The following is a 15,924-nucleotide window of genomic DNA, read 5'->3' as shown; positions in this document are numbered from 1 at the left end:
GTGAAAAAGTGCAGGGTTCTGTGTGGAACTATATCAACCAATATGTGGCCTTCAATACGATCCACTGGAATGATCTACTGGATATTGTGATCCTTTCTTTTCTGCTCTATGAAATCATGGTGTGGATTAAGAAGACCCGCGCATGGGTGCTCCTGAAAGGCTTCGCGGTTTTACTGGTATTCATTTTTGTGGCCTGGGCCTTCCGCCTGAATACGATCCTGTGGCTGGGCAAGAATATCTTCAGCCTGGGTATTACGGCGCTGGTTATCGTATTCCAGCCGGAGTTGCGGAAAGCGCTGGAGCAGCTGGGACGGCAGAATATCATCAGCTCTGTGTTCAGCTTTGACAGCACCAGGGAGCCGGAGGCGCGCTTCAGTGATAAGACAGTCAACGAGCTGGTGAAGGCTGTGTTTGAGATGGCAAAGGTAAAGACCGGAGCGCTGATTGTGATCGAGAAGAAAACGCCGCTGAATGAGTATGAGCGGACCGGTATTACGCTGGATTCCGTGATTACCAGCCAGCTTCTCATTAATATTTTTGAAAAAAACACGCCGCTGCATGACGGCGCGGTGATTGTCCGGGGCGATCGTATCGTATCGGCCACCTGCTATCTGCCATTGTCTGACAACCTGTCTCTGAGCAAGGAGCTGGGAACCCGGCACAGGGCTGCGGTGGGAATCAGCGAGGTGACAGATTCTCTGACCATCGTGGTGTCGGAGGAGACGGGAGCCGTATCTGTGGCGCTGGAGGGCGACATTAAGCGGAACCTGAACCAGGACGGACTCCGGGCACAGCTTGCGGCTATTCAGGATAAGGCTCAGGATACGGGCAGATTCAAATTATGGAAAGGACGGGTGAAGAAGCATGAAGAAAGTGCTGACAAATAACCTGGGACTGAAGCTCCTTTCCGTGGTTGCGGCCATTATGCTGTGGCTGATTGTCATGAATATTGACGATCCCTATACCTACAGGGATTTCTCCCCGATTCAGGTAACCATGCTCAACGAAGATGTGGTAACGGATCAGGATAAGGTATATAAGATTGAAGACGGAAGCGACGTCATCAGTATCCGCGTATGGGGGAAAAAGTCCGTATTGCGGGAGCTGGAGATCACAGATTTCACGGCTACGGCAGATATGCAGAAAAGTATCAAGTATAACGATCTGGTGGGGATCGAGGTCAGCTGCAGCAATAAGAACGTGCGCAGCGCGGATATCAATCTGAGCCGGGAAAACGTAGTGATCAGCGTAGAGGACGCTTCTTCGGAACAGTTTAATGTGGTGGTAAAACAGAGCGGCAAGGTAGCCGACGGCTATATGATTGGTACAGCCCTTCCGGAGCAGAGCCTGATCCAGATCAGCGGTCCTGCTTCCGTAATTGCCAAGATTAAGCGGGTCGAGGTAGAGATTAAGACCACAGGGGTAAATTCTGACCGGACGATCCATGGAAAGCTGAATGTACTGAACAGCGACGGAGAGACGGTGGATACCACCTATCTGGAATATATCGGAAAGACAGACGGTATGGACGTGGCGATTACTATGCTGCGGACCAAGACGGTTCCACTGAGTGTGGGTCATACCGGTACACCTGCGGACGGCTACAGCTTTAATTCCATCTCCTATAAACCGGAGACGGTTGTGATTGCGGGAACCGCGGAGGTGATCAGCAAGATTGCGTCCCTTACCATACCGGACGAGGCGGTGAATATCGATGGCATTTCGGAAAATCAGCAGCAGACCATCGATATCAGCCAGTACCTGCCGGAGGGCGTCCGTCTGGCAGACGAGACAGATTCCTCAATAGCAGTCAGCGTGGAAATTGAGAAGAAGCAGGGAAAAACAGTAACGATTCCGGTGTCCCGGATTGGCCTTCAGAATGTGCCGAAGGGAATGGAGGTAGATTTTGATGATGTCTCCAGCGTGGAGCTGGTAATTATGGGAACCAGCTCCCAGCTGGCCCAGCTGGATACGGACGCGATCGCAGTGACGCTGGACGTGGACGGTCATACGAAAGCAGGCACCTATACGGGAACTCTGAATGTGACGCTTCCGGACAGCGAATACAGTCTGATGCGGGAGGTAGAGCTGGAATACAGCCTGGTAAAACGGACGGCTGCAACAGAGAATAAGACCACAGAGTCCGGGGAAAGCAGCAGCGGAACGACGGATACCTCCGGAAATAAGACGGAGGACAATACGGAAAGCAGCAGCACCGGAAGCAGTCAGACAGGAAACAATACTCCGGGAACCAATGGCAGTGGAGAGACGACCGGAGAAAATCAGAAAAATGACTCGGCAACAGAATAAAAGAACGGGAGGTAGACAGCTATGTTAAGTCAAAAAGTTACGATTAAGAATCCGACAGGTCTTCATCTGCGCCCGGCAGGAATTCTCTGCAAGACGGCCATGCAGTTCCGGTCCGCCATTACTTTTAGTTTTGGCAATACGACAGCCAATGCGAAAAGTGTACTGAGCGTCCTGGGCGCGTGCGTAAAAGCAGGAGATGAGATTGAATTTCATTGTGAAGGCGCAGACGAGAAGGAAGCGCTGGCAGCAATGATGGAAGCAGTGGAGAGCGGTCTTGGAGAATAAGAAGAAATGGGCAATAGGGTATGCAGTATTCTGCATACTCTATTTCGCCGTGTCTGTCGCTATGCCCCATGACAGACTGGAATCCCGGGGGCTGGAGGGAATCGGAAAGCCTTCCTTAAAACTGAAAACAGAAGCAATTACAGATGATACAGAGCTGAGATTTGAATACCTGCCGGACGAACAGGCGTTAAGCCAGCTTTCTTTTTATTTTACGGCAGATGAGGAGGGCGTCTATACCAAAGGCCAGCTTCACATCGACGCCTGCTACGCCGGAACGGAGGAGCCTGTTGCAAGCGCCTCCTATGATTTGGCGGATCTGGGAGCCGAGGGCTTCCTGGGCGTGGAGTTTGAACAGGAACCGATGGGACAGCCTCTGGAGATCCGGATTACCGGTGAAAAGGTAGAGAACGGCCCCTATATCTGGCTGAATACGGAGACAGAGACGGCTGGTTCTTCCTACGAAAACGGACAGAAGCTGGATAAGAACCTGATTTTCAACGCCGTATACCGGACGCAGGTCCACTATGTGAAGAAGCCGTTTCTGGGGACGCTTACACTGGCGCTTCTGGGCACCATGTTTTTCCTGGTGGCAGGAAAGAAGAACGCAGCTTCCGAAAAGAAGCAGGCTTTTGGTCTGAAAAAGAAGCTGGCGGCAGCGGGAGCCGGTATAAAGGCTTTTTTCCAGAAGCACCGGAAGCTTCTGGGACTGGGATTTCTGCTCTTTCTTACGGCTCTTTTGTTCCTGTACGTGTACGACGTACAGATCCGGAAGGCTATGAACAGCACCCACCGGGAAGTGGTTATGAAGGACAACAACCAGCTTCTGCCTGTGACAAAGGACAGTCAGGATCTGATTCAGTATTATACCACGGAAGAGACGGAACTGGTGGGTCTGGGCGTCCGCCTGGATCTGAAAGATGATTACGCGGGTGAGGGAAGCATCCACGCGGAGGTCTACGATGTGACGGAGGCGGCCATAGAGGGCGAGGACAGGGATCTGTCCGAACAGGGAAGCCTGCTCTGCGCGGCGGATATCGATGGAGCGTCCCTGCTGGACGGTCAGTATATGGGACTGATTTTCGACAATTCCCAGAAGGATACCAAAGGACATACGTATGAGATCAAGCTGCATTTCGCGGACAGCCTTCTGGATTCCGGCCTGTCGGTGATTGTGACGCCCGAAGGGTATTATCCGGAAAATACGCTGCTGGTAAACGGTGAGGAAAGCGCCAGCCGGCTCAGCATGAATGCCCATACCTATTTCAACCTGTTCCTGAAGAAATATTTCTTCGGTATGTTCCTGTTTGCGGAATGTATGTGCGCGGGCTTTTATTACCTGGCCTTTCTGCGGAAATGTAAGATAGAGAAGGTGTTTCTCTTTACGATTCTCTGTCTGGGCGTCCTGTATAATTTCCTGATTACGCCCTATATGACGCCGGACGAGTCCTATCATATCGATATGACCTACCGGCATTCCAATACGCTGCTGGGAATCGAATCGGCCGGCGAGAATAAGTGCTATAAGCGGGCGGATGACGCGGAGCTTACGTTTACCTCCGAGCCCAGCCTGGAAAATTATAAAAATATCTATGACGGCCTTTTGGGCAGAGTAAAGGATAGCCGTCTGGTGGAGGCAGAGGCGACCTCTACCACGGAGGCACCCATGATTCTGTATCTTCCCGCAGTGCTGGGCATGACACTGGCAAGGCTTTTACAGCTGGGGACGGTATCCATGTATCTGCTGGCCCGCTGGTGCAGCCTGCTGTTTTTCGCGCTGATGACTTATCTGGGCATGAAAAAGCTGCCCTTCGGAAAGGCGAGCCTGTTCCTGCTGGCGATTCTGCCCATGAATCTGCAGCAGTGTACCTCCTTTTCCTATGACGCAGTGATAAACGGCGTGATTTTCCTGTATATCTGCTACTGCATTTCCCTGACCTGGCGGGAGGATCCGGTGAAGCCCCTGGATATCCTGGTGATGGGAATCTTAAGTATCGTGATGATTTACGGAAAGAGCGGCGTGTATCTGCCCGTCGCCCTGCTGGCCCTGCTGATTCCAGCAAAGCGCTTCGGTGGAAACGGGGTGCGGAATTTCTGTATGCTGGCCCTGTGTCTGCTGCCGGTGCTGGCCTTCCTGAATAAAAATACCGTGGCGGTCAATTACATCGCCACCACTACCGAGGCCACAGCTACCGTCGGTTCTTCCACAACGGCTGGTTACACACTTGGGTATTTTCTGACCCAGCCCCTGGAGCTGGTGCGGGTGCTGGCCAATACGGTAGCGGACAAGAGCTCCTTCTATCTGATGTCTCTGGTGGGACAGAAGATGGGCTGGGTGGAGATCGAGATTTCCGAAGTGATTCCCATGCTGTTCCTGTTGCTGCTGATTTTATCGGCCCTGAGAGTACAGGGAGAGCCCCAGTATGTGAAGATTGGACAGAAATGGTGGATTGGGCTGGTATGCGCGGCCTGCGCGGGAATCATCCTGGCGGGCATGCTGCTGACCTGGACGCCCCGGGATCACATCTCCATCGAAGGCGTGCAGGGACGTTATTTCATTCCGTTTATGCCGGCGTTTCTGCTGGTGCTCCGCAATGGAAGGCTTACCTGGAACCGCCCGGCGGAGCGGGGACTACTGTACGCAGGTCTGGTGGGACAGCTGCTTACGGTTGTCTATCTGATCAAGGCAGTACTGATCTTATAAAAAGGATAAAGGTATGAATAAAAAACGAGTTGCAATCAATATGACGGCCCAGCTTCTGGCCTTTGGCGTAAATATGCTTCTGGGCTTTATTCTGGTGCCGGTCATCGAGTCCATGATACCCAACGCCTATGGCTTTACGGATATCGCCAATAAATTTGTATCGGCGGCCCAGATTATTGTGTCGGCGCTGAACACCATGGCCAGCCGGTTCATCACCATCCGGATTCACCGGAATGAGCAGCAGGAGGCGGAGGAGTATTTTTCCTCCGTGTTCTTTGCCAATGTGCTGATGGCGGTCGTGTTCATGTTCCCGGCGCTATTCGTAGTCCTGTATGTGGGAAGAATTTTCCAGATTCCCGAGGCGGCCAGCCTGACGGATATTCAGATGCTGTTTTTCTTTATTTTCCTGAACTTCCTGATCAGCATCGTTACCTCCGTATTCAGCGTGGCTTCCTACAGTAAGGATCGTTTGGAGTTAAGCTCCGTTTCCACGATTCTCGGCGAGCTGACCCGTCTTGCGGTGCTGTCCGTCTGCTATCTGTTCTTTCAGCCCTACCTGTTTTATGTGGGCTGCGCCTCCGTCTGCTCTACGGTAATTCAGGCCGTTGCGAACCTGACCTTTACCAGAAAGCTTCTGCCGGACATGAAGATCCGGCTGCGGGATTTTCGCTGGGGCAAGATCCGGGAGCTGGTTTCCCTGGGGGCCTGGAATTCCGTAACCCGTCTGGGACAGCTTCTGCTGGACGGCCTGAATACCTCCATTGCCAACATTATGGTCAGCTCGGCGGCTATGACGACCATTTCTATTTCTACCCAGATTCCGGAAGTGATTTCCAATCTGATGGGAACCATCGCGGGAGTTTTCAATCCTCAGATGACCATTGCCTACGCGAAGGAGGACAAGGAGCAGCTGCTGGAGATCATTTCCAGCGCAGACCGGATTATGATTTTTATCATCAGTATTCCGATTGCTTTCCTGACGGTCTTTGGCAAGAGCTTTTTCGCCCTGTGGGTGGGGAAGACCCAGGACCCGCAAGAGCTTTATATCCTGGCGCTTCTGAATGTGGGTACGCTTTTTGTCAGCGCCAGTATCCAGGTGCTGTACCACGTGTTCCTGATTACCAAGCGGGTGAAGGTCAATTCCATGGTCATCGTGGGAAGCGGTGTGCTGACGGTGGCAACGGTATTTGTGCTGCTGGAGACGACCGATCTCGGTATGTATGCCATCGTGGGCGTCAGCATGGTCTACGGTATCCTGCGGAACCTGATTTTTACGCCGCTTTACGCGGCTCATTGCCTGAAGGTGAAATGGTACACCTTTTACGGCGACATTTTCATGGGTCTGGTATCCATCGGCGTCATTTGCCTGGTGGTGCTGCCCTTTGAACTGTTTCTCAATATCGACGGCTGGATCAAGCTGTTCGGCGTGGGAATCGCGGCGGGCATTCTGGCGCTGCTTGTAAACTTCTTTGTGGTGCTGCGAAAGGGCGAACGGCAGATGGTGCTGGAGAAGGTCCGCAGCAGGCTGGTAAAGCATTAGGAGTAGGAAATATGGTAAGTGTGATTGTACCGGTATATAAAAGCAGGGATACGCTGCTGCGCTGTGTGGAGAGTCTGCAGGCGCAGACGGCGAAGGATCTGGAGTTGATTCTGGTGGACGACGGTTCTCCGGACGGATCCGGAGCGCTTTGTGACGAGCTGGCCGGGAAATATGCGGGAATCCGGGTGCTTCATAAGGAAAACGGAGGCGTATCCTCGGCCCGGAATGCGGGAATCAAGGCGGCCAGGGGAGAGTATCTGCTCTTTGCGGACAGCGACGACTATGTGGAGCCGGATATGGTGGAGAAGTTGCTGATAGGGATCGGCGAGGACGATATGGCGATCTGCGGTTTTCACCATCATTATCAGGGAAGAGATATCATCCGGATTCCGGAGGTGCCGGGGCAAAACGGGGAAGAAAATTTCCTGGCGCTTTACGGACAGGGCTTCTTAAATATGCCCTGGAATAAGCTGTACAAACGAGAGCTGGCAGGCCGCTTTGACGAGTCCTTAAGCCTTGGAGAGGATCTGCTGTTCAATCTGGATTATATGAGAAGGGCCAACGGAATCGCCATTGTGAAGGCGGCGCTGTGCCATTATATCCAGGACGAGACGGGAACCAGTCTGTCCTCCCGGAAGCGGACGGACCGGCTGGCCCTTGCAAAGCGTATCTGGCGGGAGACCGGCAGTTTCTATCAGGATCTGGCGGGGCATCCGGACGAGAGCGGCGTGATCAACGCCAGACTCCTTCAGGACGTGCTGGACGATGTGGAGGGGCTTCCCTTCGACAGGGAGAAGACGAAAAAGGAAAAGCTGGAGGTAATCGGCGGCTATTGCCGGGACGGGGAGCTTCGGGAGGCCGGAGCCAATGCGGCGCTGAAGGCGCTGGATTACCGGGTGATTCATTTCTGTATGCGCAGAGGCTGGAAATGGCTGACCTATCAGCTCTGTGAGCTCCGCGCCCTGCTGGTGAGGGCAAGGCAGGCCGCAGAAAAAGAGGAGAGAGCGGAAGATGCATGATTTGATATCAGTAATTATTCCTGTTTACAACGTGGAGGAGTATCTGTGCCGCTGTATGGATTCGGTACTGGATCAGACTTACCGGAATACGGAAATCCTTCTGGTGGACGACGGTTCGCCGGATAACTGTCCGGCCATCTGCGACGAATACGCCAGACAGGACGCCCGGGTAAGGGTCCTTCATCAGGAAAATAAGGGCTTGTCCGGGGCGCGAAACGCAGGGATCGATGTAGCGAAGGGTCAGTGGCTGGCCTTTGTGGATTCCGATGATTATCTGGCGCCGGATTTTCTGGAAAGGCTTTTGGAGGCCTGCGAGCGTACCGGCAGCGATCTGAGCGTCTGCCGCTGGGAGTACGTGCGGGGCGAGAAAATCCCGGAGCATGGAACCGGGGAGACGCGCGTGTATACAGGTCGGGAGATGCTGGCGAATCTCTATCTTCCCGACGGCGCTTATTTCGTAGTGGCCTGGAACAAGCTGTACCGGCGAGAGCTGTTCGAGGAAATCCGTTATCCCCTTGGGAAAATTCACGAGGACGAGGCGACCACCTACCGGATCTATGATAAGGTGAGACAGGCGGCCTATGTGGATCGGTCGCTTTATGGGTACTTTGTGACGCCGGTGAGCATTACCAGAGGCTTCAATCCCCGGCGGATGGACTGGGTGACGGCTGTGGCAGAGCGGATAGATTTCTTTGAAGAGAAGGGGTACCGGGAGCTTATGGTACCGGGACTTCAGGCACTGGCGGACGGAAGCATTGATATCTATTTTGGCATGCGGGATCAGCTTTCCGGAAGTGAAGAGCAGCAGGAAAAAATTCAGACATTGATTCGCGAAGGCCTGCGGCGTGTGAAGAAGTATGGAAAGTTTCCCCTTCGGACGGCGATAGGCTACCGGCTGTTTCTGGCCTGTCCGGGGCTGTATCGGAGATTACTGAATCGGGTGAAGAGTGAAAATGGAAAACAGTAAGAAGTTAAGCGTGATTGTTCCGGTCTACAATGTGGAGCAATATCTGAAGCGCTGTGTGGACAGTATTTTAAATCAGACCGTAACCGATCTGGAGATTATTCTGGTGGATGACGGCTCCACGGATTCCTCCGGAAGCCTGTGCGACCGGTATGCGGAAGGCTATACCAATATCCGGGTACACCATAAGCCAAACGGCGGTCTGACCTCGGCCTGGAAGGCAGGCCTTGAGCTGGCAAAAGGAGCTTATATCGGATTTGTGGACAGCGACGACTGGATTGATCCGGATATGTATGAGCGGATGCTGACTCTGGCAGAGCGGGAGGACGCGGACGTGACGGTCTGCGGTCTGGTCTTTGATTTTGAGGATCCGAAGATTCCGAAGCGGAATGAGATTTCCAATTTCAGGAAAGCTGTGTACGAACGGGAGGAGCTGGAGGCATTGTTCCCGACCCTCATCAACGACGGCTATTTCTTCGGACGCACCTTGCAGCCGGCCCGGGTAACCAAGCTGTTCCGGAAATCCCTGCTGCAGGCAAATGTGGAGTTCTGCGACAACCGGGTGGCGGTGGGCGAGGATCTGCAGATCACCTTCCCGGTGCTTCTGGATACCCGGAAGCTGTGCGTGGTGCAGGATTTCTATCCCTATCATTACTGGATCAACCAGAAGTCTATCACAGGCCAGTATGACAGCTCCTATATCGAGAAGGCGAAGCTTTTAAGCGGACGTCTGCAGGCCATCTCAGACGCCAAGGGTGTCTATGACTTTACGGCCCAGATCCGCAATGATTTTCTGGGGCTTGCAGTGCTGGCCGTGAAAAATGAGATCTACCGGAATTACCAGTCCGGACGCCAAAGCGTGGTGGCAAATGTGAAGCGGATCTGTGAGGACGCGATGGTAAAAGAGGCCCTGGAGAAGCACACCATGGATAAGCTGTCGGTTTCAATCAGGATTTATCTGTGGCTGATGAAAAAGGGGCATTATAACCTGTGCTACTGGCTGGTGCTGGTGTTCTTTAAGGTACAGTATTATCTGGGCAGGGAGTATAAGAGGCAGTAGGAAATAAAAAGCACCACTTTAATAAGCTAAACTAATAAAATAAATTTTCACAAAACTCTTGACAAACCGGAAAAACGTGCATATAATACAAACAACATCAAACAGAGAAACCTGTGAAGAAGAGTAGTAGCGGACAGATGTGGATCTACAGAGAGTTCCGGAGGGTGGAAACGGAGCGTGAGACAGTCGGTGAATGGACTTCGGAGGGCGGCTTTGAACGGGAAAACGATCAAGTAGAAGCTGACGGGACCCCACCCGTTATCCATCGGGGCACGTATGATGGTACGTGTAGCGAGCGGACATTTCGCAGGAAATGTCAATTTGGGTGGTATCGCAGAAGTATATGACGCTTTTGTCCCATGTATATGGGGTAAAGGCGTTTTTCGTATACCTAATGAGCCAGGCGTTCAGATGAAAAGCCGGGCCGGAGGAGGTGCTTGCACATCATCCGGTTTGGATTTTCATCTGAACATGCGGCGAACAGCCGCGAGCCTGGGAACACGGAGTGTTCTCAGGATTTACCTGTCGGGGTAGAACGAATGATACTTTCCTCCAGACAGTCGGCTCCGGCAAGGCGGGCTGTTACATCTGCCATCTAAATTAAAAAAAGAATGGAGAACAAAATTATGAAGAAGATGAATCTGAAGAAACTGGTAGCTTTTGGTTGTGCGGCAGCACTGACAGGTTCCCTGGTTGGCTGTGGAGCGAAGGCCGATACCTCCGCGGATACGGCGGCAGACAATACCGCGGCAGAGAGTATAGACACAGCGGCTTCCGGCGATACAGCAGAGTACAACGTAGCTATCGTAAAGCAGCTGGATCACGCATCCCTGGATGAGATTGCCAATGCAGTGGCAGCAGAGCTGGATCAGCTTGCAAAGGATAAAAATGTAACCATCCATTACGAGATTTATTCCGGTCAGAACGACCAGACCACATTAAAGCAGATTGGTGACCAGGCCATCGCCGACGGCGTAGACGCCATCATTCCCATTGCCACCCTGGCAGCGCAGGTTATGACCGTATGTGCCCAGGAAACCCAGACCCCGGTGGTGTTCGCAGCCATTTCCGATCCGGAGGCGGCAGAGCTGACCGGTATTGATTACGTGACAGGAACCAGCGACGCCCTGGATACCAATAAGATTATGGAAATGATGCTGGCACAGAATCCGGATCTCAAGAATGTGGGCCTTCTCTATTCCCTGTCTGAGGCAAACTCCACCAAGCCGATTGCGGACGCAAAGGCATATCTGGACGCAAAGGGAATCTCCTACACCGAGCAGACAGCCAACACCAACGACGAGGTAATCGCGGCAGCCTCCGCTCTGGTAGCCGACAAGGTAGACGCCATCTTTACACCGACGGACAATGTCATCATGGCGGCAGAGTTGGCTATCTATGAGGATCTGGCTAAGGCAGGTATCCCCCATTACACCGGAGCGGATTCCTTCGTAAGAAACGGAGCCTTCGCCACCTGCGGCGTCAACTACACAGACCTGGGCGCCCAGACAGCAGACCTTGCTTATACAGCTATGACAGAGGGCATGGACGGACTGGAGGATTACTACGTGACAGAGGGCGGTATCATCACAGTCAACACGGAGACCGCAGCAGCTCTTGGAATCGATGCTTCCGTATTCGATAGCCTGGGCAGCGTAACCGAGGTTCAGACCACTGAGGAATAAGAAAAATAAAATCTGAATTTGCATAGCAGCAGGGCAATTAGGGCGGCAGCCACAATTGTCCTGCCTGCGTTTCTGTATGGAGGTGTTTTTGTGTTACATATTTTACAAACGGCCCTGGAGCTGGGCTTTCTGTACGCGCTAATCCCCATGGCTCTGTTCCTGAGCTTCCGGGTACTGGACATTGCCGATATGACTACGGACGGCTGCTTTGTTCTGGGTACGGCTGTTTCTGTTACCATGGCGGCGTCGGGACATCCGTTCCTGGCGGTTCCGGCGGCTATGGCGGCCGGCGTCTGCGCGGGCTTTGTGACTGCGTTTCAGCAGACCCGCCTGGGGGTACCGTCCATTCTGGCCGGTATCATCACAAACATGGGACTTTATACCATCAACCTGATGGTCATGAAATGGAGCGCCAATGTGAGCCTGCTGAAGACGGCGACGATTTTTTCCCTGTTTCAGGCGACCGGAATCGGCGGGGCCTGGTACAAGGCGCTGCTGGCCGGAGCTGTGGTTATTCTGGCGGGAATCCTTCTGGTGCTGTTCCTGGGAACCCGTCTCGGCCTGTCTATCCGGGCCACCGGCGATAACATCGATATGGTGCGGGCTTCCTCGGTAAATCCGACCTTTACCATCACCGTAGGCCTGTGCGTGGCCAACGCGCTGACGGCTCTCTCCGGCGCCATGGTGGGCCAGTACCAGAATACTGCCGACATCAACGGCGGAACCGGTATCGTGGTGATTGGTCTGGCCTGTCTGATTATCGGTGAGACAATGCTGGGACGAAGAAGCGTCGTAAAGGGAGCCGTGGCCGCGGTGCTTGGTTCCATTATCTATCGTTTTATCTACGCCATCGTATTGTATACAAAGATCATGCCGGTGCAGGGACTGAAGCTGGTGACAGCAGTGATTGTGGCGCTTGCCATCGCGTTCCCGACCATGAAAAACTGGATTGCTTTCCAGAAGCGGAAAAATGAACGGAAAATGGCGTACAGGACGAAAGGAGGCCGCGCGTAATGCTGGATCTTCAGAATATATCGAAAACCTTTAATCCGGGGACGGTCAATGCGAAGAACGCCCTGTCCGGCCTCTCCCTGCACCTGAACCATGGAGATTTTGTGACCATCATCGGTTCCAACGGAGCCGGAAAATCCACACTGTTCAACGCTATAGCGGGAGGCTTCTATGTGGACGAGGGAGCGGTGCTTCTGGACGGGGAGGATATCACCTTTCTGCCGGAGTACAAGCGCAGCCGTTTTATCGGCCGCCTGTTCCAGGATCCCTTAAAGGGAACTGCGCCGGGTATGACCATCGAAGAAAATCTGGCGCTGGCGTACTTGCGTACGGTCAAGGGAACCTCGGCCTTTTCCCGCATTTCCAAAAAGGATAAGGAGCTGTTCCGGGAGCGTCTGGCTCTCCTGAACATGGGACTGGAGGATCGGATGAAGCAGCCGGTGGGCCTTCTCTCCGGCGGACAGCGTCAGGCCCTGACTCTTCTCATGTCCACACTGGTGACGCCGAAGCTTCTGCTCCTGGATGAGCATACGGCGGCGCTGGATCCGGGTACGGCGGAGAAGGTGCTGGAGCTGACGAAGAATATCGTGGAGAAGGAGAAGCTTACCTGCATGATGATCACCCATAATATGCGCCAGGCCCTGGAGCTGGGTAACCGGACCCTGATGATGGCCGATGGCAGGATTGTGCTGGATGTGGGTGGAGAAGAACGAAAGTCCATGACCGTAGAAGATTTGCTGACCCGCTTCAAGGCAGGAGCGGGCCATGAGCTGGACAATGACAGAATCCTGCTTTCCGACGCGGCACAGTAAAATCAAATAAGAAGTGCCAGCCACACAATTCCAGCCAACATACTGATCCAAATCCCGGCCTTCATGCCGGGCGGATCGAAGCACAGCCGGATCTCATGCTCTCCGGCAGTCAGCCTTGCGCCCGCAAAGGCGGTATTGACGGTGACCAGATCAGTCTTCTCACCGTCCACGAAAAGCGTCATTCCCTTCTGCATGGGAATGGAAGTAACGAACCAGGTATCCTCGTCTGTCGAAGCGCGGCAGGCGAGGATTTCGTTTTTCTCTGTATCCAGTGATTCCACAGAATTCCAGCTTTTTTCCTGAAAAACCGAAGCGTCCAGAAGACCGAACCGGATATTTTTCAGGGTGTAATGCCCTTTGGGCAGCTTGATTTTTAATTTTGTAAGTTCCTTCTCGGCGGAAGCCAGGAACTGATACTGGAAGGTTTCATTTCCGTTGGGATAGGCGGCGCCGGGGGCAGACAGCTTGTTTTTCACACCGTTGATGGTGATGGTGACAGCCTTTCCGGTGTGGTTGACCACATCGAATTTCAGAAGCAGGAGCTGCTCCTTTATGGGCTGCTTGAAGGTCAGGGTGACGGTGCTGTCCCGGCTGGTCCGGATATCGTAGGAACGGTTTTTGCTGTCGCCGGAGGCCGAAAGCTGTACCGTGGCCGGAATCTCCTTCACAGACCAGAGAGGCTGATAGTAGCGGATTTTGGTTTGCCAGCCCGATTCCCGGTCAGAAGAAGCCTTTTTTGAAAGCGTGGAAGCGTCTGCCTCCTCCGCGGGAATGATGGTGGTACGTGTCAGGGCTTCCGCCTGTTCCCAGCCCAGGATACGGTGAAACAGGCTGTCGCTCATGGTATCGTCCGTCAGGTAGGCCATGGGCAGGACGGAGCTGTTTTCTGAAATGGCAGTGTCGCCATTTTCCCAGAGAACCTGATAGCCGGCAGGCACCTGGGAGGGACTGGTTTCCAGATAGCGGACGCCCATAAAATGTAAAAGGAACGGATTGCCGGCGCTCAAAATCGCCAGACGGTTGTTGATCTGCACCGGAGTCTTCAGGTAGTCATAGTAAACCTGCGAATAGGCGTTGCTGTAGACGGAGGAATACATGGAACTTTTGCTCCGGGCCAGGGAAGCGTCCCGGTTACTGTTTACCAGCGGGTGCACCAGTGAATCGTAGCGGTACAGAGAGTCGGTATACAGCGTCAGATCCGGTTCCTCCAGAGCCTCCGCCATATCTGCCTGGGTTACGAATTCCTCCTTGGACGCCGCGCGCAGGAAGAACAGGCAGGGCATAAGCAGCAGACAGAGAAAGGAAAAACGGCACAGCAGATACCGGGCGTGAGCTCCGGCAAGGGGAGCGGCGCCGTGGGCAGCCTCCTCCTTTTCCTCCGCCACCACCAGAATCAGCAGCACGGCGGCCAGCAGGAAGAGAAAATCTGCCAGGACCAGGTTCCAGTAGCTCTTATGCAGATAGCGGAGGATAACCGCAAGGATCAGCGGGAAGGGCCAGAGCCGAAAGCGTTCGCGTCCGTTTTTCAGATCTGACATCAGTGAGGAGCAGTGCAAAAGAAGCAGGGGCAGGAAGGGCATGAGGATTTTAGCCCGGGCATACAGGGTGGCGTTCAGCAGGTAGGAAATACCGCCCCAGAGAAACAGCAGAAGAAAGATCAGGCTGACTCTCCGGTATCTCCGGATGCCCACACCCAATAGCAGCAGATACAGGACCAAGAGCGTCACGCCCAGGCCGTAGGAGCTGTAGAGCAGGGACTGGAAATCCTCAAAGAAGGTGGTAAGCCCCGCGTCGCCCGAGGCGGAAGACCGCCGGTGCTCCAGTATGGACAGACCGGTGGGAAGAAGCAGGGAAAAGGCCATGAAGCCGCCCAGGGCGCAGGAGATAAACCAGGGGCGGAAAAACCGGCTGCCCTGGAGCCAGATCCAGTACCAGCCGATCACTACGAAGCAGGCCGGGGCATAATAAAAGCTGTGGAGGCAGATGAGCAGCATCCACAGGGGCAGCAGGGCCGGCATCCGGTGGGATTGCTTCTGGACAGAAAGCAGGGCCAGCAGCAGGAAGGGCATATAGTTGACAAACATGAGCTGACGGTGCGTATGGAAAAAACAGGAAGCGGTCAGAAAGAGAACGCTTCCCATAAAGGCATCAAAGCCGGAAAGCCCATGGCGTCTCAGCAGCAGATAGAACAAAAGGACGCTGGCCAGGTAGCCGCCCAGGGCATAGGCGATGACGATCCGGTACATGGGTACAGAGGGCAGAAGACAGCCGATAAGGACGTCCGGCCTGAGGTATCCGTAGTAGGAAAATTGAAAGCCGTTGCTTCCGCCGCCGAGAGAAAGCCAGGTGGGAAGCAGGGTGTGCTGTTCCCGCATGGCTGTGCGTATGGTCTCGGCCAGAGACGTGTGCTGGCTGAGCCAGTCTGTGGTGGAACCGTAGACGCAGCCGGCGGGAAGGGACAGCTGAAGAAGCAGTATAAAAAGTCCGGTCAGAAGCACCGGGTAAATCCATTTACGAGTCATAAAATCTCCTTAGAT

General features: G+C 53.7%; 12 protein-coding genes and 1 other annotated feature. Of the genes, 11 read left to right on the top strand and 1 reads right to left on the bottom strand.

The genetic code is table 11. From position 1 onward, the window contains the following. Positions 1–8: 8 nt before the first annotated feature. From cdaA to ACTNCH_RS02560, 11 genes are all read left to right on the top strand, one after another. A complete protein-coding gene (gene cdaA / locus ACTNCH_RS02610; protein ID WP_441015032.1) occupies positions 9–887 on the top strand; it encodes a diadenylate cyclase CdaA in 879 nt (292 codons plus the stop codon). Next, the gene (locus tag ACTNCH_RS02605) at positions 865–2,310 is read left to right on the top strand and encodes a CdaR family protein (protein ID WP_441015034.1); all 1,446 of its coding nucleotides are present in this window, start codon (positions 865–867) and stop codon (positions 2,308–2,310) included. Before cdaA ends, ACTNCH_RS02605 begins: the two co-directional genes overlap by 23 nt. A 21-nt stretch (positions 2,311–2,331) precedes the next feature. Next, on the top strand, positions 2,332–2,595 hold the full coding sequence (locus tag ACTNCH_RS02600; RefSeq protein ID WP_441015037.1) for an HPr family phosphocarrier protein: 264 nt from the start codon (positions 2,332–2,334) through the stop codon (positions 2,593–2,595). Beyond that, a complete protein-coding gene (locus tag ACTNCH_RS02595; protein WP_441015039.1) occupies positions 2,585–5,296 on the top strand; it encodes a DUF2142 domain-containing protein in 2,712 nt (903 codons plus the stop codon). The genes ACTNCH_RS02600 and ACTNCH_RS02595 overlap by 11 nt, the downstream gene beginning before the upstream one ends. Before the next feature lie 13 nt (positions 5,297–5,309). Beyond that, on the top strand, positions 5,310–6,836 hold the full coding sequence (locus ACTNCH_RS02590; RefSeq protein WP_441015041.1) for a lipopolysaccharide biosynthesis protein: 1,527 nt from the start codon (positions 5,310–5,312) through the stop codon (positions 6,834–6,836). Between the two features lie 11 nt (positions 6,837–6,847). Further along, complete coding sequence (locus tag ACTNCH_RS02585; RefSeq protein WP_441015043.1) at positions 6,848–7,855, top strand: glycosyltransferase family 2 protein; 1,008 nt, start codon at positions 6,848–6,850, stop codon at positions 7,853–7,855. After that, entirely contained in the window at positions 7,848–8,822 is a 975-nt protein-coding gene (locus tag ACTNCH_RS02580) for a glycosyltransferase family 2 protein (RefSeq protein ID WP_441015045.1), read from the top strand. The genes ACTNCH_RS02585 and ACTNCH_RS02580 overlap by 8 nt, the downstream gene beginning before the upstream one ends. After that, positions 8,809–9,879, top strand: a complete 1,071-nt coding sequence (locus ACTNCH_RS02575) for a glycosyltransferase (RefSeq protein ID WP_441015047.1) — start codon at positions 8,809–8,811, stop codon at positions 9,877–9,879. The genes ACTNCH_RS02580 and ACTNCH_RS02575 overlap by 14 nt, the downstream gene beginning before the upstream one ends. Positions 9,880–9,983: 104 nt before the next feature. Further along, positions 9,984–10,242, top strand: a binding site (T-box leader). 263 nt (positions 10,243–10,505) lie between these two features. Beyond that, a complete protein-coding gene (locus ACTNCH_RS02570) occupies positions 10,506–11,564 on the top strand; it encodes an ABC transporter substrate-binding protein (protein ID WP_441015049.1) in 1,059 nt (352 codons plus the stop codon). 90 nt (positions 11,565–11,654) lie between these two features. After that, positions 11,655–12,578: an ABC transporter permease gene (locus ACTNCH_RS02565; RefSeq protein WP_441015051.1), complete on the top strand. Its 924-nt coding sequence runs from the start codon at positions 11,655–11,657 to the stop codon at positions 12,576–12,578. Continuing rightward, a complete protein-coding gene (locus ACTNCH_RS02560; protein ID WP_441015053.1) occupies positions 12,578–13,387 on the top strand; it encodes an ABC transporter ATP-binding protein in 810 nt (269 codons plus the stop codon). Before ACTNCH_RS02565 ends, ACTNCH_RS02560 begins: the two co-directional genes overlap by 1 nt. Positions 13,388–13,389: 2 nt before the next feature. On the opposite strand, the gene ACTNCH_RS02555 is transcribed toward ACTNCH_RS02560, so the two are convergent. After that, complete coding sequence (locus ACTNCH_RS02555; RefSeq protein WP_441015055.1) at positions 13,390–15,909, bottom strand: YfhO family protein; 2,520 nt, start codon at positions 15,907–15,909, stop codon at positions 13,390–13,392. Between the last annotated feature and the right edge of the window lie 15 nt (positions 15,910–15,924).

This window comes from Candidatus Merdisoma sp. HCP28S3_D10 (genome assembly GCF_052065835.1).
Lineage (GTDB): Bacteria > Bacillota > Clostridia > Lachnospirales > Lachnospiraceae > Laedolimicola.
This window is presented reverse-complemented; position numbering and strand designations above follow the sequence as displayed.

Bases quoted from the DNA above. Each gene is read 5' to 3' on its own strand.
- ACTNCH_RS02575 (WP_441015047.1), top strand. From the start codon at position 8,809: ATGGAAAACAGTAAGAAGTTAAGCGTGATTGTTCCGGTCTACAATGTG.
- ACTNCH_RS02605 (WP_441015034.1), top strand. From the start codon at position 865: ATGAAGAAAGTGCTGACAAATAACCTGGGACTGAAGCTCCTTTCCGTG.
- ACTNCH_RS02560 (WP_441015053.1), top strand. From the start codon at position 12,578: ATGCTGGATCTTCAGAATATATCGAAAACCTTTAATCCGGGGACGGTC.
- ACTNCH_RS02570 (WP_441015049.1), top strand. From the start codon at position 10,506: ATGAAGAAGATGAATCTGAAGAAACTGGTAGCTTTTGGTTGTGCGGCA.
- ACTNCH_RS02590 (WP_441015041.1), top strand. From the start codon at position 5,310: ATGAATAAAAAACGAGTTGCAATCAATATGACGGCCCAGCTTCTGGCC.
- ACTNCH_RS02580 (WP_441015045.1), top strand. From the start codon at position 7,848: ATGCATGATTTGATATCAGTAATTATTCCTGTTTACAACGTGGAGGAG.
- ACTNCH_RS02600 (WP_441015037.1), top strand. From the start codon at position 2,332: ATGTTAAGTCAAAAAGTTACGATTAAGAATCCGACAGGTCTTCATCTG.
- ACTNCH_RS02585 (WP_441015043.1), top strand. From the start codon at position 6,848: ATGGTAAGTGTGATTGTACCGGTATATAAAAGCAGGGATACGCTGCTG.
- ACTNCH_RS02555 (WP_441015055.1), bottom strand. From the start codon at position 15,909: ATGACTCGTAAATGGATTTACCCGGTGCTTCTGACCGGACTTTTTATA.